Raw genomic sequence first — 17463 nt, forward strand, 5'->3', positions numbered from 1 at the left:
GGGGAATATGTAGCGTGCTGTTCGCCGGCAAGCCGGCTCCTACGGGAGGGGTGTAGGAGCCGGCTGGCCGGCGAAGCGTCAGTTGCTGATGGCCAGGATGCTGGCCTGGTAGGCACCGACGAACACGTCGAAATCACCCACCTCGTTCTGTTCAAGCTCGGTCTGCTGTTCCAGGGATTTGCGCGCCGCTTCTTCGAAGGCGGCTTGCTCTTCCTTGCTCAGTGCCTGGCTGCGGAAGTACTCGGCATGGGCCTGGCTCTGGCGCAGGGAGAACTGGGTGAAGCTCTCCTTGTGCTCGCTCATGGCCGCCAGGACCTGGGCCGAAGGGGTCAGGGACGAATCCTTGACCTTGGCCAGTTGGGCGTCCAGGGCCTTGCTGTGCACGTCGCTGCCATGGCTCTGGTCGAGCAGGGCGGCCAGAGGGGCGATCTGCTCCAGCAGTTGGGCGGCCCACTCCTTCATTTCCACCGGCTGGCCCTGGCGTTGCAGCTGCAGGCCCGGGCGCCGGCCTTCCTTGACCACGGCGAGGAAGTTTGAGGTGGCATTGCCGCACTCGTTGTTCTCGAACAGCGGGCTGTCGTTGAGTGCGCAATACAGCAGAAAGGCGTCGAGGAAGCGGGCTTCCTGGATGTCGATGCCCAGTGGCAGGAACGGGTTGATGTCCAGGCAGCGTACTTCGACGTACTGGATACCCCGGGCCATCAGCGCCTGGATCGGCCGCTCGCCGGTGTAGGTCACGCGCTTGGGGCGGATGTTGGAGTAGTACTCGTTTTCGATCTGCAGGATGTTGGTGTTCAGTTGCACCCACTCGCCATCCTTGTGGGTGCCGACTTCCACATAGGGCGCGTAGGGCGTGGCCACGGCCTTGCGCAGGCTGTCGGTGTAGCTGTTCAGGTCGTTGTAGCAAGGGGTCAGGCCGGCCTGGGCCTTGCTCTGGTAGCCCAGGTCGCTCATGCGCAGGCTGGTGGCGTAGGGCAGGTACAGGGTCTCGGCGTCCAACTGCTCCAGCTGGTGCGAGCGGCCGCGCAGGAAGCCCGCGTCCAGGGCCGGCGAGGCACCGAACAGGTACATCAGCAGCCAGCTGTAGCGACGGAAATTGCGGATCAGCGCGATATAGGCCGAGGACTGGTAGTCACGGTCGGTGCCGACAAAGCCCTCGGCCTGCTTGAGCAGCGGCCATAGCTGTTCCGGCAGGGAAAAGTTGTAGTGGATCCCGGCAATGCACTGCATGGTCTTGCCGTAGCGCAGGGCCAGGCCCTTGCGGTACACGTACTTGAGCTGACCGATGTTGGAGGTGCCGTAGTAGGCGATGGGGATATCTTCCTCGGCCGGCAACGGGCACGGCATCGATGGACTCCACAGGTACTCGTTGCCGAGCTTGCTGTAGGCGAAGCGATGAATCTTGTCGAGGCTGGCCAGGGTGTCCGCCGGGTCCTTGAGGGCCGGGGTGATGAACTCCAGCAGCGACTCGGAGTAGTCCGTGGTGATCTGTTCGTTGGTCAGCGCGGAACCCAGTTCTTCCGGGTGCGGGGTCTGTGCCAGGCGGCCTTCGCCGGTGACACGCAGGCATTCACGTTCGATACCGTGCAGGCACTGCTCGAGCAGAGAGAGGTTAGCGCGCTCGCCGAGCAGAGCCAGGCGGCGGTTGAGAAGTTCGCTCAAGTTGGATTCCTTCACGCGTCAGTCGCCCCAATATGGGGGTGGGCAGGACGGTCTACAAGGGTGAAGTTAAAACTGGCGTTTTCGCCTGGTTTTTGAGTCAAGCCGACTCGCCTGAAAACGCCAATCCTTCATCCCTGAATCTGGCTTTAGCGCGGGCAGAAAACTCCGACGCCGCTTTCGCAGCGCCGAAATTAACCCAAATTCATGACAGGGAGCTATAGGACGGCGAAGGTGCCTTGTGCTTTTGCGACCAGTTTGTCGCCCTGGATCACGTCCGCTTCCACCACCAGGGTGCGGCGGCCGGGGTGGATCACCTTGGCCCGGCACAGCACTTCACCCTCGGCCACGGCGCGGATGTAGTTGATCTTGCACTCGATGGTGGCGCTCTGCTGGTCAAAGCCGTGGGTGCTGGAACAGGCCAGCCCCATGGCAATGTCCACCAGGCTGAAGATCGCCCCGCCGTGCAGCTTCTGCCCGCGATTGCGCAGTTGCGGGGTCAGCTCCAGGGCGACGTCCGCTTCGCCGGTTTCCAGGCGTTGCAGACGGCAGCCGAGCAATTGGCTGAAGGCGCTTTCGGTCAGGCCGGCAGGGATCTGCATCAGCGTTTCTTCAACTGCTTGGCGTTGGCGAACAGCGAGGCCATGGCGTTGTTGCTCGGGGCGGGCGCGGCGCTCTCCTTGCGCGGTGCATTGCCCTGGGAGGAGCGTGGCGCCGAGCCGGGGCGGGAGCCACGGGCACCGTCGATCTTCTCGCCCGGGGTGTCGCCCATGCGCATCGACAGGCCGACGCGTTTGCGCGGGATATCGACTTCCATGACCTTCACTTTCACCACGTCACCGGCCTTCACCGCTTCGCGTGGGTCCTTGATGAACTTCTCCGACAGCGCCGAAATGTGCACCAGGCCGTCCTGGTGCACGCCGATGTCGACGAAGGCCCCGAAATTGGTGACGTTGGTCACCACGCCTTCGAGGATCATCCCCAGTTGCAGGTCCTTGAGGTCTTCGACACCGTCCTGGAACTCGGCGGTCTTGAACTCGGGGCGCGGGTCGCGGCCGGGCTTGTCCAGTTCCTGGAGGATGTCGGTGACGGTGGGCAGGCCGAAGGTTTCGTCGGTGAACTTTTTCGGGTCCAGGCGCTTGAGGAAGCCGCTGTCGCCGATCAGCGAGCGGATGTCGCGGCCGGTGTCGGCGGCGATGCGTTGTACCAGCGGGTAGGCTTCCGGGTGCACTGCGGAAGCGTCCAGCGGGTTGTCGCCGTTCATCACACGCAGGAAGCCGGCGGCCTGTTCGAAGGTCTTTTCACCCAGGCGGGCGACTTTTTTCAGCGCGGCGCGGGTCTTGAAGGCACCGTGTTCGTCGCGGTGGCTGACGATGTTCTGCGCCAGGGTCGCGTTGAGGCCGGAGATCCGCGCCAGCAGGGCCACGGAGGCGGTGTTGACGTCGACGCCCACGGCGTTCACGCAGTCTTCCACCACCGCGTCCAGGCCACGGGCCAGTTTCAGTTGCGAGACATCGTGCTGGTACTGGCCGACACCGATGGATTTCGGGTCGATCTTCACCAGCTCGGCCAGTGGATCCTGCAGGCGGCGGGCGATGGACACCGCGCCACGGATCGATACGTCCAGGTCCGGGAATTCCTTGGCCGCCAGCTCCGAGGCCGAGTACACCGATGCACCGGCTTCGGAGACCATGACCTTGGTCATCTTCATGGCCGGGTATTTCTTGATCAGCTCGGCCGCCAGCTTGTCGGTTTCCCGGCTGGCGGTGCCGTTGCCGATGGCGATCAGGTCCACCGAGTGCTTGGCGCACAGGGCAGCCAGTATGCCCAGGGTCTGGTCCCACTTGTTGTGCGGCACATGGGGGTAGACGGTGGCGTGGTCCAGCAGCTTGCCGGTGGCATCCACCACCGCCACCTTGCAGCCGGTGCGCAGGCCCGGGTCCAGGCCCAGGGTGGCGCGCGGGCCGGCCGGAGCGGCCAGCAGCAGGTCGTGCAGGTTGTGGGCGAAGACGTTGATCGCCTCGGTTTCCGCGCCATCGCGCAGCTCGCCCAGCAGGTCGGTTTCCAGGTGGGTGTAGAGCTTGACCTTCCAGGTCCAGCGCACCACTTCACCCAGCCATTTGTCGGCGGCACGGTTCTGGTTCTGGATGCCCACGTGCTGGCCGATCATGCCTTCGCAGGGGTGCATGGTGCCCGGCAGCTCGTCACCGACTTTCAGCGCGGAGCTGAGAATGCCTTCGTTGCGGCCACGGAAAATCGCCAGGGCGCGGTGCGACGGCATGCTTTTGAGTGGTTCATCGTGTTCGAAGTAGTCACGGAACTTGGCGCCTTCCTCTTCCTTGCCAGCCACCACGCGGGCGCTGATGGTCGCTTCCTGCTTGAGGAAATTGCGCAGCTTTTCCAGCAGGCTGGCGTCTTCGGCGAAGCGCTCCATCAGGATGTACTTGGCGCCTTCCAGGGCGGCCTTGACGTCGGCCACGCCTTTTTCGGCGTCGACGAAGCGTGCGGCTTCGGTTTCCGGAGCCAGGTTCGGGTCGTTGAACAGGCCGTCGGCCAGTTCGCCGAGGCCGGCTTCCAGGGCGATCTGGCCCTTGGTGCGGCGCTTCTGCTTATAAGGCAGGTAAAGGTCTTCGAGGCGGGTCTTGGTGTCGGCCAGCTTGATGTCGCGGGCCAGCTCCGGGGTCAGCTTGCCTTGCTCTTCGATGCTGGCCAGGATGCTGATCCGCCGTTCGTCGAGTTCTCGCAGGTAGCGCAGGCGCTCTTCCAGATGACGCAGCTGGGTGTCATCGAGGCTGCCGGTGACTTCTTTCCGGTAGCGGGCGATGAAGGGCACGGTGGAGCCTTCATCCAATAGAGCGACGGCCGCTTCGACCTGTTGTGGGCGTACGCCGAGTTCCTCGGCAATGCGGCTGTTGATGCTGTCCATAAAACCACCTGACAAATTGTGAAAGCAGGCCCGCGGGCACGAAAATAAGGCCCGGCGAGTCTGGTTGAGCGGCCTGGCACGCGCCGCCACCTGGATCAAAAGGCTGCCTGTTGACCCGTGAAATCGAAAAAATACTGCCGGCCCGGGTAAAAAAATAAACCGGCCGCAGGCGTACTGATCAGATATTGCCCAACACAAAAGGCGGCGCATTATACCCAGCGTTAGCCGTTGCGGGGTGATCGCCAGCCTCAGGCCGACAGCGGGTTTGCTGGCGATAGAGGAAAAATCTGCTAACAATGCACTCGGTGCGTATAACGGCAGCTACGCCATAATGCGCACCGAGATTAGAGGAGCATCCAATGAGCAGCACTGTACAAACTGCTGAAGGCGAAAAAATTCTTATTGTTGACGACGACCCTGGGCTGAGCAGCCTGCTGGAGCGTTTCTTCGTCAGCAAGGGCTACCGTGCCCGCGCAGTACCGAACACCGAGCAAATGGACCGCCTGCTGGGTCGCGAAGTGTTCAACCTGGTGGTACTCGACCTGATGCTGCCCGGCGAAGACGGCTTGACCGCATGCCGCCGCCTGCGCAGCGCGAACAACCAGATTCCGATCATCATGCTCACCGCCAAGGGCGACGAGCTGAGCCGCATCAAGGGCCTGGAACTGGGCGCCGACGATTACCTGGCCAAGCCGTTCAACCCCGACGAGCTGATGGCGCGGGTCAAGGCCGTATTGCGTCGCCAGTCCGCCCCGGTGCCGGGTGCGCCGGGCAGCGAAGACGAAAGCGTGACCTTCGGCGACTACGAGTTGTCCCTGGCCACCCGCGAGCTCAAGCGCGGCAATGAAGTGCACATGCTCACCACCGGTGAATTCGCGGTGCTCAAGGCGCTAGTGATGAACGCCCGCCAGCCGCTGACCCGGGACAAGTTGATGAACCTGGCCCGTGGTCGCGAATGGGACGCCCTGGAGCGCTCCATTGACGTGCAGATCTCCCGCCTGCGTCGGATGATCGAGCCCGATCCTTCCAAGCCGCGCTACATCCAGACCGTCTGGGGCGTGGGTTATGTCTTTGTGCCGGATGGCACCGCGACCAAGTGATCATTGATTTGTAGGAGCCAACGCCCGGGCCGGTAACGACCCGGGCGTTCGCATTCCGCAACGGTGCGAGCGCGAGTCGCTCCTGCAAAGTGTGTAGTGGCTGTTATGAAAACCCCGCTGTGGTTCCCCCAGAGTTTCTTCTCCCGCACCCTGTGGCTGGTGCTGATCGTGGTGCTGTTTTCCAAGGCATTGACCCTGGTTTATCTGTTGATGAACGAGGACGTGCTGGTGGACCGGCAGTACAGCCACGGCGTGGCCCTGACCCTGCGCGCCTACTGGGCCGCCGATGAATCCAACCGTGACCAGATCGCCGAGGCTGCCGGCCTGATCAAGGTGGTGGGCAGCGGCGTACCGGCCGGCGAGCAGCATTGGCCCTACAGCGAGATCTACCAGCGGCAGATGCAGGCCGAACTGGGCGCCGACACCGAAGTGCGCCTGCGCATGCATGCGCCGCCGGCGCTCTGGGTGCGGGCGCCGAGCCTGGGGGACGGCTGGCTCAAGGTGCCGCTGTACCCCCACCCGCTGCGGGGGCAGAAGATCTGGAGCGTGCTGGGCTGGTTCCTGGCCATTGGCCTCTTGTCCACCGCCTCGGCCTGGATCTTCGTCAGCCAGCTCAACCAGCCCCTCAAGCGCCTGGTGTATGCCGCCCGGCAACTGGGCCAGGGACGCAGCGTGCGCCTGCCCATCAGCGATACGCCCAGCGAAATGACCGAGGTCTACCGCGCGTTCAACCAGATGGCCGAGGACGTGGAACAGGCAGGGCGAGAGCGGGAGTTGATGCTGGCCGGGGTGTCCCACGACCTGCGCACGCCGCTGACCCGGCTGCGCCTGTCCCTGGAATTGATGGGCGATCACACTGACCTGACCGACGACATGGTGCGGGATATCGAGGACATGGACGCCATTCTCGACCAGTTCCTGGCCTTCATTCGCGATGGCCGCGACGAGTCGGTGGAAGAGGTGGACCTGGGCGATCTGGTGCAGGAAGTGGCGGCGCCCTACAACCAGAACGAAGAGCGGGTGCACCTGCGCCTGGAGCCGATCCAGCCGTTCCCGTTGCGCCGGGTGTCGATGAAGCGCCTGCTCAACAACCTGATCGGTAACGCCCTGAATCATGCGGGTACGGAAGTGGAAGTGGCGGCCTATGTGTCCGGTGACACCAATGCGCCCTATGTGGTGCTCAGCGTGATGGACCGTGGCGCGGGGATCGATCCTTCGGAACTGGAAGCGATCTTCAACCCCTTCACCCGTGGCGACCGTGCCCGGGGCGGCAAGGGCACCGGGCTGGGGCTGGCCATCGTCAAGCGGATTGCCGCCATGCACGGTGGCAATGTCGAACTGCGCAACCGCCCCGATGGTGGCCTGGAAGCGCGGGTACGCCTGCCGCTGGGCTTGCTGCTGCCCCGTGATGCGGATTGATCAGGGCTTCGCTCCTGCAGGCAGCACATAGCCCGTAGGAGCTGGCTTGCCAGCGCAAGGCCGGCCACGCGATCCCTAGCCCTTGCCCTTGGTCCGGGTCATGTTCGGCCCGCCGTTCTTCTCGATGTGCTCGATGATGATTCCCGCCACGTTCTTGCCGGTGGTGGTCTCGATGCCTTCCAGGCCCGGCGAGGAATTGACTTCCATCACCAGCGGCCCGTGATTGGAACGCAGGATATCCACCCCTGCCACGCTCAGGCCCATGACCTTGGCCGCCCGCAACGCAGTCATGCGTTCTTCGGGAGTGATCTTGATCAGGCTGGCGCTGCCGCCGCGATGCAGGTTGGAGCGAAACTCCCCCGGCTTGGCCTGGCGTTTCATTGCCGCGATCACCTTGTCCCCCACCACGAAGCAGCGAATGTCGGCGCCGCCGGCCTCCTTGATGTACTCCTGGACCATGATGTTCTGCTTCAGGCCCATGAAGGCCTCGATCACCGATTCCGCCGCCGTGGCGGTTTCACACAGCACCACGCCGATGCCCTGGGTGCCTTCCAGCACCTTGATCACCAATGGCGCGCCGTTGACCATCTCGATCAGGTCGGGAATGTCGTCCGGGGAATGGGCGAAGCCGGTCACCGGCAGGCCGATACCACGCCGCGACAGCAACTGCAGCGAGCGCAGCTTGTCCCGGGAGCGGGCGATGGCCACCGATTCGTTGAGGGGGAACACCCCCATCATTTCGAACTGGCGCAGCACCGCGCAGCCATAGAAGGTCACCGAGGCACCGATCCGCGGGATCACCGCATCGAAGCCTTCCAGGGGCTTGCCGCGGTAGTGGATCTGCGGCTTGTGACTGGCGATGTTCATGTAGGCGCGCAGGGTATCGACCACTACCATTTCATGGCCACGCTCGGTGCCGGCCTCGACCAGACGACGAGTGGAATACAGACGCGGGTTACGCGACAGCACAGCGATCTTCATGCAACACCTGTGGCAGAGGTAGTGGATACCGGGAACACCGGTTTGTCTTGTACGTACTTGATGCCCGGATTGACCACCAGTTGGCCGTCGATCAGAGCCTTGGAACCCAGCAGCAGGCGATAGCGCATGGCCTTGCGGCAGGCGAGGGTGAACTCCACCCGCCACACCCGATCGCCCAGGGCCAGGGTGGTGCTGATCACGTAGCGCACCTGGGCCTGGCCATTGGAGCTTTTAATGGTTTTCATCGCCACCAGCGGCGCTTCGCAACGCCGGTGACGCAACTGCACCACACTGCCCAGGTGGGCATTGAAGCGCACCCACTGCTCACCGTCGCGCTCGAAAGGCTCGATCTCGGTGGCATGCAGGCTGGAGGTGCTGGCCCCGGTGTCGATCTTGGCGCGCAGGCCGGCCACGCCCAGATCCGGGAGCGCCACCCACTCGCGCAGACCGACAACGGTCAAATGGTCAAAAGTCTTCAATAAGGAAAATCCGCAATTAGCTGTTCCAGGCCGCGGCCGGAACCTCGGCCAGGGCTTTGAATGCAGGCTTGGCGAACCAGTAGCCCTGCATCAGATAAATTCCACAGTCGCTGAGAAAGTCCCGTTCACCGGCGCTTTCAATACCTTCGGCGATGACTGTAACCCCCAACTCCGCACACATTGTGACAATCGCGCGGATGATCGCCTGGCGTACGCGATCCTGGTCCACATCGCGCACCAGCGCCATGTCGAGCTTGATCAGGTCGGGTTGGAAATCCGCCAGCAGGTTCAGCCCCGAGTACCCCGAGCCGAAGTCGTCGATGGCGGTCTTGAAGCCGAATTCGCGGTATTCACGCAGAATATTGGTCAAATGGCGATAGTTATCTACGTGCTGGCTTTCCAGGGTTTCGAAAATCAGCCGGTCCAGGGGAAAACGCTGGGCCCGGGCCGCCTCCAGGGTGCTGCGGATGCACAGTTCCGGCCGGTACACGGCGTTGGGCATGAAGTTGATCGACAGGTGGCTTTGCATACCCAACTGGGCGGCGAGGGCGATTGCCTGGGTCCGGCAGCGCTGGTCGAAACGGTAGCGATTGCTGTCATTGACCTGGCCCAGCACCGTTCCCGCGCCTTCGCCATTGACCCCGCGCACCAGGGCTTCGTGGGCGAAGACCGAGTGGTCCCGCAGATCGACTATGGGCTGGTAGGCGAAGGAAAAATCGAAGCCCAGTGGCTGGCTTTGCTGGCAACCTTCGCAACGGTTGCCGGGCGAGGTCAGGGAAGTGGGGAAGTCAGTCACGGGGACTCCTCGCGTATCAGGGCGCAACCTGGGTTATTTTAGGTGAGCGGCAGGGTTTATGAGAGCCCGCTTGCAGGCGGTAAAGTTGCGACATTTTTCAGCGAGGGGAATTCCAGTGGCGCACAAGCAGGAAGAAGAGGACAAGGTTCGTCTGGATAAATGGCTGTGGGCGGCGCGCTTCTACAAGACCCGGGCCCTGGCCAAGACAGCGATTGAAAGCGGCAAGGTGCATCACCGGGGCGAGCGCTGCAAACCGGGCAAGGAGCCACGGGTAGGGGACGAGTACCAGATCCGTACCGGTTTCGACGAACGCACCGTGGTGGTCCAGGCCCTGTCCATCGTCCGCCGTGGCGCTCCTGAAGCACAGGCTCTGTACGCGGAAACCGAGGCCAGCATCGCCAAGCGCGAAGCCGCTGCGGCCCAGCGCAAGGCTGGTGCCCTAGGAGTGAGCACCGACGGTAAACCGAGCAAGAAACAGCGCCGGGACCTGTTCAAGTTCCACGGCAGCAACCACGAATGAAACCGTAGGAGCCGGCAAGCCGGCTCCTACGGGGCTGCTTAGCGCAGCAGGCTGCTGGCGCGCACCACGCTCATGCGCGAGAGCACGGGCATCCGGCTCAACAGGTTGAACAGCGGGTGGGTCAGGCGCAGCAGGAAGTTCGACATCCGCGCCGCGTACGGGGTGTAGTAGCCCCAGCCCAGGGCCAGCACCGCCAGCAGCACACCGCCGATGTAGTCGTCCTGGCCCCAGTGGGCGCCTGCCACCAGGCGCGGCATCATGAACAGCAGGGTCAGGCCCCAGACGATCAGGAACTGGCCGATGCTGCGGCTGAAGATCCCCATGAACAGGCCCCAGATCAGCAGCACCGAAGCGTGGTCGCCCGGGAAGCTCTGGCTGGAGCGGTCCTTGAGTTCCCAGGTCTTTTCCCAGCCCGGGAAGTAGTCGCTCATGTGCACGGCGCCTTCCAGCACCATGGACGGGCTGTTGTGCTGCCAGTTCATGACGGCTACCAGCTTGGAAAACAGCGCGCGAATCACCACCATCAGAATCAGGATCGATAGAAAGCCGAAGAAGGCACGGCGCACGTCCACCGCCTTGAACACCCAGTCACCGCGAATCAGCAGGCCGAGCATGATCAGCCCCACCACGATATCGAACGGCCGCAGGCTGGCCACTGCCCAGATATGCAGCCAGGTCGAGTTGCTTGCCAGAGGGGCGTTGAGGTGGTGGAACAGCCATTCGTCGAAGACCGTGCAGAGCGCCTGCCCGGTGGGCCACAACCAGAAACCCAGCAGGGCCAAAGGGAGTAAATTGCACAGAACCAGCTTGCCGAGGTTCCACCTTGCTTGGAACAAACCCGGATTGTTCATAAAATATCTCCAATCACCGCAAAACTGCACCCTCATGGTGCAAAGCCGCAATTTTCGGTGCTTGTCACCTTTTTGTCATCATTCAGATACCCAGACCTATGACTGATTTGCCGGATACCGACTTCACTCAACGCTTCATCTTCGATGAGAGCGACACCCGCGGCGAGCTGGTGGCGCTGGAGCGCAGTTACGCGGAAGTCCTCGCCAAACACCCCTATCCCGAGCCGGTTGCACAGCTGCTTGGCGAACTGATGGCGGCGGCATCGTTGCTGGTCGGCACCCTGAAATTCGATGGCTTGCTGATTCTCCAGGCCCGTTCCGAAGGCCCGGTGCCGCTGCTGATGATCGAGTGCTCCAGCGAGCGCGAGATCCGTGGCCTGGCCCGTTACGACGCGGAGCAGATCGCCCCTGATGCCACCCTCGCCGACCTGATGCCCAACGGCGTCCTGGCCCTGACCGTGGACCCGACCAATGGCCAGCGCTACCAGGGCATCGTCGACCTGGACGGCACCAACCTGGCGGAATGCTTCACCAACTACTTCGTCATGTCGCAACAGACCGGCACCCGTTTCTGGCTCTATGCCGACGGCCGCAGCGCCCGTGGCCTGCTCCTGCAACAACTGCCCGCCGACCGCCTGCGTGATCAGGAAGAGCGTGACGCCAGCTGGCAGCACCTCACTGCTCTGGCCAGCACCCTGACCGCCGATGAGCTGCTGAGCCTGGACAACGAAACCGTGCTCCACCGCCTGTACCACGAAGAAGCCGTGCGCCTGTTCGACGTGCAGCCGCTGCGTTTTCGCTGCAGTTGCTCGCGGGAACGCTCGGGCAATGCGCTGGTCAGCCTGGGTCTGGAAGATGCCCAGCAACTGGTGGTCGAACATGGCGGCAGCATCGAGATCGATTGCCAGTTCTGCAACGAACGCTACCTGTTCGATGCCGCTGATATCGCGCAATTGTTCGCGGGGGCGGGCGTGGATACGCCGTCAGATACTCGTCACTAAAACGATTCAGCGCAGGTAAATCACCTGGCAAACGCCGGAATTACGCCGTGCTGACGGGAGGGCCCTACTATTTTGGGGCTTTTCTGGCATAATCCGGCGCACTTTTTTCGCGGTAGTAGTGCGCGAGTTTCTACTACAAAACGTTTGGAGCACTCGGCCAATGGCCGACGGGGAACCTCATGACGCAAGCCAATAACGCCGTGTACACCGATCTGAGTGTGGATGATCTGGTCAAAGAAGCCCTGAACCGCGGTGAGGGCGAGCTTGCCGATACCGGCGCTCTGGTGGTTCGCACCGGTCATCGTACCGGCCGTTCGCCAGTGGATCGTTTCATCGTAGAAGAGCCCAGCACCCAGGACGCTATCGCCTGGGGCCCGATCAACCGCAAGTTCCCGGCGGCCAAGTTCGACGCCCTGTGGGACCGCGTTGAAGCCTACCTGGGCGAGCGCGAGCGTTTTGTTTCCCATGTGCATGTAGGTTCCGATCCGGCGCACTACCTGCCGGTGAAAATGACCACCGAGACCGCCTGGCACAACCTGTTCGGCCGCTGCCTGTTCATCAACCCCGAGCAGTACAACGCCGGTGGCAAGGATGAGTGGCAGATCCTCAACGCGCCGAACTTCGTCTGCGAGCCAGAGCGCGACGGCACCAACTCCGATGGCACCGTGATCCTCAACTTCGCGGCCAAGAAAGTGCTGATCGCCGGCATGCGCTACGCCGGTGAAATGAAGAAAGCCCTGTTCTCCGTGCAGAACTTCCTGCTGCCGGCTGCCGACGTACTGCCGATGCACTGCGCCGCCAACATGGGCGAAGAAGGCGACGTGACCCTGTTCTTCGGTCTGTCGGGCACCGGCAAGACCACCTTGTCCGCCGATGAAAGCCGTTACCTGATCGGTGACGACGAACACGGTTGGGGCGTGGGCGTGGTGTTCAACATCGAAGGCGGTTGCTATGCCAAGTGCATCGACTTGTCGGAAAAGAACGAGCCGGTGATCTGGAAAGCCATCCAGCACGGTGCCGTTCTGGAAAACGTGGTGATCGACCCGGTCACCAAGAAAGCCGACTACGCCGACGACAGCCTGACCCAGAACAGCCGCGCCGCCTACCCGCGCGAGCTGATCGAAAAACGCGCGCCGAAGAACCTCGGTGGCGAGCCTAACGCCGTGATCTTCCTGACCTGCGACCTGACCGGCGTACTGCCGCCCGTCTCGATCCTCAGCGAAGAACAAGCCGCCTACCACTTCCTGTCCGGCTACACCGCTCTGGTGGGCTCGACTGAAATGGGTTCGGGCTCGGGCATCAAGTCGACCTTCTCCACCTGCTTCGGCGCACCGTTCTTCCCGCGTCCGGCGGGCGAATACGCCGAGCTGCTGATCAAGCGCATCCGCGGTTTCGGCTCCAAGGTCTACCTGGTCAACACCGGCTGGACCGGCGGTGGCTACGGCGTGGGCAAACGCTTCAACATCCCCACCACCCGTGGCGTGATTGCAGCGATCCAGAGCGGCGCGCTGATCGGTGCCGAGACCGAGCACCTGGACATCGTCAACCTGGACGTGCCAAAAGCCGTACCGGGCGTCGAAACCGGCCTGCTCAACCCACGCAACACCTGGGCGGACAAAGCCGCCTACGACGAAGCCGCCAAGGCCCTGGCCGGCCTGTTCATCGAGAACTTCAAGAAGTTCGACGTGAGCGACGTGATCAAGGCCGCCGGTCCAAAGCTGTAAGCCTCGACCTGCAATGAAAAAGCCGCCCTTCGGGGCGGCTTTTTTGTGCGCCGCTGTAGCCGCAGGCGCAGGCTGCGATGGGATGCGCGGCATCCTCTGGGCCAGCCAGACACCCTCACGTCTTCAAGTGCAACACCAGCGCCCCCAGCAACACCAGCACCACACCCGTCACTTGCACCGCCGTCAGCCGCTCCTTGAAGAACACATAGCCCAGCACCGCGGCGATGCCGCCGGACAGCGTACTGATCACCGTCACCACCGACACCGAGCCGCTCATGGCGCCCCAGGAAAAGGCGAAGAAGGCGCCCAGGTTCATCAGGCTGGTGGAGGCCAGCAGGCCGCAGTTTTTCAGTGGCGGAATCTTCAGCCCGTCCGCGACTTTCAGCACCATCAGCAGCATTACGCCGCTGCCCACCGCGTAACCCAGCCAGAGCATGCTGATCGGCCCCAGTTGCGGCAGGGTGTAGCGGCCCTGCAGCCAGAAGCTGGTGCCATAGAGGAAGGCCGAGAGCAGGGCGAAGAAGATCGAGCGGCTGGCGGAGGTGCTGTGGGGCAGCTTGGAGTCCGAGTGCAGGCTGGAGAGGATCACGCCGATCACGCACAACAGGATGCACATGAGCTGCAGCAGGCTGATCTGCTCGCCACTGGCCCAGGACAGCAAGGTGGTGACCACACCGTAGGAGGTCACCAACGGGGCGACGATGGAGGCTTTGCCCAGGGCGAAGGCCTTGCCCAGGGCCAGGGCGCCGGAGACGGTGAAGGCCGCGGCGACCACGCCCATCAGCCAGACCTCCAGGGGCGCGGCCATGGCCTTGAGCAGGAAGGCGGGAAAGATCACCAGCAGCAGGCTCATCAGGGTGAGCCCCAGACTCTGGCTGAAGAACACCGCACGTTTCACGCCCACGGCGCGCACGTTGAGCCCCACGAGAAAATCGGTGCCGCCCCAGAGCAGGGCGGCGAGCAAGCCCATCAGTACGTCCACGGCATTTCCTTATGTACTGCCGTGAACCTTAGAGGCCTTCCAGCTCCTGAGTGTCCCAGCGTTGCTCCTTGAGCGCCCGGTACAGCATACCGATGGTCAGCGGAAGCTTGTCTCCCCGACCCTTGGCGCGGCGTTTGAAGGACACATCGTAGCCTTCGGGCTGGAAGTAGCGATAGCTGTCGAAATCGACAAAATCGATATCGAACTGTTCTTCCAGAGCGTTGAGTAAATGCCGGGCGTCGGCGCCGTCGCAACCCAGGTCGAGATTGATCGCGGTGTTCAGGCGAAGAGTCTTGCGCTCGGGCAGGCCTATTTCCTCATGCAGCAGTTGCATGAGCTGGCGCATGATGACGTCGTCGGGAAAGCCGGGGGCCAGTTGCATGGTCGGGGTTCACTTGCGGTTTCCAGGGGCTGCAGTGTAAGGCGAGTTGGGGTTTGGCTTGCAAGTGCTTGGAGGTCGGGGCGGGGGGCGTTGCTCCGGGTAGGCAAGACTGTCGTTTTGCGCTGTATTTACGGCGCCAGGCCGAGCATTGGCGGGCAAAACTGTGTATGGTTCGCCGCTGATGGGTGGGGCGGGACAGAGGTCCGGCCATCGTTATCAACAGGGATTTTGTTATGGCTTTTTTCCGCCTGGCGGCGTTGTTGTGGCTAGGGATGCTGATGAGTCCGGTGCAGGCTCAGTCGTTGTCGCTCCAGGTGCTGGATGCGGTGGTCAAGGACGCGGTGCTGGCCGATGCTGAAGTGCAGTTGGGGCAGGCTTCCGGGCGGACCGATGCCCAGGGGCGAGTGACGCTGGAGGCCGCCGATTCGCCGGGCAGTGAACTGCTGATCCGCAAGCTCGGTTATGCCGACCTGCGGGCCAAGTGCCCGTGCCAGGGGCTGAGCTACGCCATGAGCCCGGTGCTCAAGGATCCGCAAAGCCTGCGCGTGGTGCTGAGCTGGAGTGCACCGGGGGAAGACCTGGATGCGCATTTGAGCTATCCCCACCGGTTGCTGTATTACGCCACCGGCACCGGGCCGGGGGCGCGGATGAATGTGGATAGCACCGACAGCCGCGGGCCGGAGACCCTCACCATCGAACAGCCTGTGCCGGGCGATGCCTACGTGTATGCCGTGCACGACTTTACCAACGGTAATAATCCCGAATCCTTGCGCCTGGGCCGCAGCCAGGCGCAGGTCTTTGTCTATAAGGGCCCGACGCTGATGCGCAGCTACCGGGTGCCACAGAACCGCCAGGGCAACCTCTGGGTAGTGTTTCGCCTGACGGCCAATGGCCAACTGCAGGACATCGATCGGGTGCTGCAAGGTAACGAGGAAGTGGAGTCGCGGATGAGCGACCTCGACCCGCTGCTACTGGCCAATGGCAAGCCCATTGATGCAGTGTTGGCCAGGGACGAGGGGCCGGTGGATGCCAAGAGCCTCAACCAGAAAGGCGAGGCTTCCTACCGCAAGGGCGACTTCGGCAGTGCGGGTATCTACTATCGCGAAGCCATCGAGCTGGACCCAGGCTTTGCCCAGGCCTACAGCAACCTGGCCCTGTCCAACCGCAAGAACAGCCGCCCCGATGAGGCCGTGGCCGCCGATCGCCAGGCAATCGCCCTGGCCAGTGGCCCATCGGCGCCCACCATACGCGCCAGCGCCTACTACGACATGGGGCGCATCTACGAAGACGCCGGGCAATTGGTCACGGCGCTGGAGCACTACCGCAAGGCCCGGGAGCAGAAGGCCAACCCGGTGTACGACAAGGCGATAGAGCGGTTGCAGAACCGCTGATCACACAGGCAGAAGTTATCTCCACAACGCGCCGGCAGTGGCGCGTTGTGCATTTATGGAGGTTGGTATGCGAATTCGTGTTTTCCCCTGGTTGCTGGCGCTGTGTCTGACCACAGGGGTGGCCCAGGCGGCCGGGCCGCTGGTGTTCGCCACCATCGACCGCAGTGGCTGGCCGAATCCGCTGACCAGCGCCGCAGATTTCGATATCGCCTCCCGGGCCGAGATTCTGATGTTCAGCAAAGCCCTGCTGGCCACCGAGGCCTTGGATGATAAGGCCCTCAAGCAGCGGCTTGGAGTGCGGCAGCTTGACCGCAAGTCGGTGGATCAACTGCGCCAGCGTTTCTGGGACCAATTGCTGGACAACTACCGGCAGGCCAGCCAGGACTGTGACGGCCAGCCTTTTTGTCTGCAGGTACGCAACCTTGGGGAGCTGCGGCAACTGGCGGCCAGTTTCACCGGCGCCAGCAAGGCGGCCTACGGCGCCTGGGGTGAGGCCAGTGGGCAGTTTCATCAGCAGTACCTCAATGAACAGCTGCGCCTGGCCGCCTTGTTTCCCGCCGTCAGCAGTGAGATCCAGCGTATGGACCCGGCAGAGCGCCTGGGCGACGAACTGGCAGACCGGCAGTTTCTGCTGACCTTCGACGATGGGCCGAGCCTGAGAGACGGGCCTACGGATCAGTTGATCGAGATGCTGCGGGCCTACGATCTACATAGCCTTTTCTTTGTCCTGGGGGACTCGTTTCAGGCGCGCCTGAGCCAGTCTTCGGCAGGGAAAATGCGCGAGTTGTACGACGGTCAGTGTGTGGGCGTACATGGCTGGGAGCACAAGTCCCACTCCTCCTGGAACGAATGGCAAAGCTCGGTGATTCGCAGCACCAACTTGGCCAACCGCACGTTGACCAATGAGTACCTGCCGTTGTTCCGGCCGCCCTACGGGCAGCGTCGCAGTGACAGCGCCGGGTTCTTCAAGGCCCAGGGGGTGCAGGTGATGCTGTGGAACATCGACTCCCAGGACTGGAGCAAGAAGGTCGGCGCCGAGGCGGCCGCGCAGCGGGTGCAGACACTGATGCTGCTCTGGCGCCGGGGCATCATTCTGTTCCATGACACCCATGCCAAGGCCGCCCAGGCGGTGCCGGCCTTGCTCAAGGCCAATCAGCACAACGGCGTGCAGTGGCTGGATTGCCGGACCTTGCGCTAGCGGTGGCCTCCTTTAGCGGCAAGCCGGCTCCTGCGCTGGGGCTGGCTTGCCGAT

At 63.0% G+C, this 17463-nt stretch carries 16 protein-coding genes; 7 read left to right on the forward strand and 9 right to left on the reverse strand.

The window, feature by feature from the left end; translation table 11 throughout:
- Window positions 1–78: 78 nt before the first annotated feature.
- From gshA to ABCR88_RS01470, 3 genes are all read right to left on the reverse strand, one after another.
- The gene (gshA, locus tag ABCR88_RS01460) at window positions 79–1662 is read right to left on the reverse strand and encodes a glutamate--cysteine ligase (RefSeq protein WP_026020196.1); all 1584 of its coding nucleotides are present in this window, start codon (window positions 1660–1662) and stop codon (window positions 79–81) included.
- Between the two features lie 215 nt (window positions 1663–1877).
- On the reverse strand, window positions 1878–2261 hold the full coding sequence (locus tag ABCR88_RS01465) for a PaaI family thioesterase (protein ID WP_011058654.1): 384 nt from the start codon (window positions 2259–2261) through the stop codon (window positions 1878–1880).
- On the reverse strand, window positions 2261–4585 hold the full coding sequence (locus ABCR88_RS01470; RefSeq protein ID WP_041115200.1) for a Tex family protein: 2325 nt from the start codon (window positions 4583–4585) through the stop codon (window positions 2261–2263). Before ABCR88_RS01470 ends, ABCR88_RS01465 begins: the two co-directional genes overlap by 1 nt.
- Window positions 4586–4944: 359 nt before the next feature.
- Here ABCR88_RS01470 and ompR point away from each other — a divergent pair, with 359 nt between their 5' ends.
- Both ompR and ABCR88_RS01480 read left to right on the forward strand, forming a co-directional pair.
- A complete protein-coding gene (gene ompR / locus ABCR88_RS01475) occupies window positions 4945–5685 on the forward strand; it encodes a two-component system response regulator OmpR (RefSeq protein WP_011058656.1) in 741 nt (246 codons plus the stop codon).
- A gap of 105 nt (window positions 5686–5790) precedes the next feature.
- Window positions 5791–7104: an ATP-binding protein gene (locus ABCR88_RS01480; protein WP_011058657.1), complete on the forward strand. Its 1314-nt coding sequence runs from the start codon at window positions 5791–5793 to the stop codon at window positions 7102–7104.
- A 75-nt stretch (window positions 7105–7179) separates the two neighbouring features.
- Here the strand turns inward: ABCR88_RS01480 and rimK are convergent, their stop codons facing one another.
- From rimK to ABCR88_RS01495, 3 genes are read right to left on the reverse strand one after another with little or no spacing between them, the layout of a single operon-like run.
- A complete protein-coding gene (gene rimK, locus ABCR88_RS01485; RefSeq protein ID WP_007931744.1) occupies window positions 7180–8085 on the reverse strand; it encodes a 30S ribosomal protein S6--L-glutamate ligase in 906 nt (301 codons plus the stop codon).
- On the reverse strand, window positions 8082–8564 hold the full coding sequence (locus ABCR88_RS01490) for an ATP-dependent zinc protease (protein WP_007931742.1): 483 nt from the start codon (window positions 8562–8564) through the stop codon (window positions 8082–8084). Before ABCR88_RS01490 ends, rimK begins: the two co-directional genes overlap by 4 nt.
- A gap of 16 nt (window positions 8565–8580) precedes the next feature.
- Window positions 8581–9360: an EAL domain-containing protein gene (locus ABCR88_RS01495; RefSeq protein ID WP_041115206.1), complete on the reverse strand. Its 780-nt coding sequence runs from the start codon at window positions 9358–9360 to the stop codon at window positions 8581–8583.
- Window positions 9361–9475: 115 nt separating this feature from the next.
- Here ABCR88_RS01495 and ABCR88_RS01500 point away from each other — a divergent pair, with 115 nt between their 5' ends.
- On the forward strand, window positions 9476–9880 hold the full coding sequence (locus ABCR88_RS01500) for a S4 domain-containing protein (protein ID WP_041115208.1): 405 nt from the start codon (window positions 9476–9478) through the stop codon (window positions 9878–9880).
- 38 nt (window positions 9881–9918) lie between these two features.
- Here ABCR88_RS01500 and ABCR88_RS01505 read toward each other — a convergent pair whose 3' ends face one another.
- The gene (locus tag ABCR88_RS01505) at window positions 9919–10731 is read right to left on the reverse strand and encodes a phosphatase PAP2 family protein (protein ID WP_011058660.1); all 813 of its coding nucleotides are present in this window, start codon (window positions 10729–10731) and stop codon (window positions 9919–9921) included.
- 98 nt (window positions 10732–10829) lie between these two features.
- On the opposite strand from ABCR88_RS01505, the gene hslO reads away from it, so the two are divergent.
- Together hslO and ABCR88_RS01515 are read left to right on the forward strand one after the other, a co-directional pair.
- A complete protein-coding gene (hslO, locus tag ABCR88_RS01510; RefSeq protein ID WP_011058661.1) occupies window positions 10830–11732 on the forward strand; it encodes an Hsp33 family molecular chaperone HslO in 903 nt (300 codons plus the stop codon).
- 179 nt (window positions 11733–11911) lie between these two features.
- Window positions 11912–13456, forward strand: a complete 1545-nt coding sequence (locus ABCR88_RS01515; protein ID WP_350404022.1) for a phosphoenolpyruvate carboxykinase — start codon at window positions 11912–11914, stop codon at window positions 13454–13456.
- A gap of 115 nt (window positions 13457–13571) precedes the next feature.
- Here the strand turns inward: ABCR88_RS01515 and ABCR88_RS01520 are convergent, their stop codons facing one another.
- The gene (locus tag ABCR88_RS01520; protein WP_325986004.1) at window positions 13572–14426 is read right to left on the reverse strand and encodes a DMT family transporter; all 855 of its coding nucleotides are present in this window, start codon (window positions 14424–14426) and stop codon (window positions 13572–13574) included.
- Window positions 14427–14466: 40 nt separating this feature from the next.
- A complete protein-coding gene (locus tag ABCR88_RS01525) occupies window positions 14467–14820 on the reverse strand; it encodes a DUF1493 family protein (RefSeq protein WP_325985423.1) in 354 nt (117 codons plus the stop codon).
- Window positions 14821–15053: 233 nt separating this feature from the next.
- On the opposite strand from ABCR88_RS01525, the gene ABCR88_RS01530 reads away from it, so the two are divergent.
- Complete coding sequence (locus ABCR88_RS01530) at window positions 15054–16211, forward strand: tetratricopeptide repeat protein (RefSeq protein WP_350404024.1); 1158 nt, start codon at window positions 15054–15056, stop codon at window positions 16209–16211.
- A 67-nt stretch (window positions 16212–16278) separates the two neighbouring features.
- Entirely contained in the window at window positions 16279–17409 is a 1131-nt protein-coding gene (locus ABCR88_RS01535; protein WP_350023487.1) for a polysaccharide deacetylase family protein, read from the forward strand.
- Window positions 17410–17463 lie beyond the last annotated feature (54 nt).

It is taken from the genome of Pseudomonas sp. W17 (assembly GCF_040268305.1).
In the GTDB taxonomy this organism is placed as follows: Bacteria; Pseudomonadota; Gammaproteobacteria; order Pseudomonadales; family Pseudomonadaceae; genus Aquipseudomonas; species Aquipseudomonas protegens.

Excerpts from the sequence above, each read along its gene's own strand:
- ompR (WP_011058656.1), top strand. The coding sequence starts at position 4,945 with ATGAGCAGCACTGTACAAACTGCTGAAGGCGAAAAAATTCTTATTGTT.
- ABCR88_RS01515 (WP_350404022.1), top strand. The coding sequence starts at position 11,912 with ATGACGCAAGCCAATAACGCCGTGTACACCGATCTGAGTGTGGATGAT.
- ABCR88_RS01470 (WP_041115200.1), bottom strand. The coding sequence starts at position 4,585 with ATGGACAGCATCAACAGCCGCATTGCCGAGGAACTCGGCGTACGCCCA.
- ABCR88_RS01505 (WP_011058660.1), bottom strand. The coding sequence starts at position 10,731 with ATGAACAATCCGGGTTTGTTCCAAGCAAGGTGGAACCTCGGCAAGCTG.
- ABCR88_RS01525 (WP_325985423.1), bottom strand. The coding sequence starts at position 14,820 with ATGCAACTGGCCCCCGGCTTTCCCGACGACGTCATCATGCGCCAGCTC.
- ABCR88_RS01480 (WP_011058657.1), top strand. The coding sequence starts at position 5,791 with ATGAAAACCCCGCTGTGGTTCCCCCAGAGTTTCTTCTCCCGCACCCTG.
- hslO (WP_011058661.1), top strand. The coding sequence starts at position 10,830 with ATGACTGATTTGCCGGATACCGACTTCACTCAACGCTTCATCTTCGAT.
- ABCR88_RS01535 (WP_350023487.1), top strand. The coding sequence starts at position 16,279 with ATGCGAATTCGTGTTTTCCCCTGGTTGCTGGCGCTGTGTCTGACCACA.
- ABCR88_RS01530 (WP_350404024.1), top strand. The coding sequence starts at position 15,054 with ATGGCTTTTTTCCGCCTGGCGGCGTTGTTGTGGCTAGGGATGCTGATG.
- ABCR88_RS01520 (WP_325986004.1), bottom strand. The coding sequence starts at position 14,426 with ATGGGCTTGCTCGCCGCCCTGCTCTGGGGCGGCACCGATTTTCTCGTG.
- ABCR88_RS01465 (WP_011058654.1), bottom strand. The coding sequence starts at position 2,261 with ATGCAGATCCCTGCCGGCCTGACCGAAAGCGCCTTCAGCCAATTGCTC.
- rimK (WP_007931744.1), bottom strand. The coding sequence starts at position 8,085 with ATGAAGATCGCTGTGCTGTCGCGTAACCCGCGTCTGTATTCCACTCGT.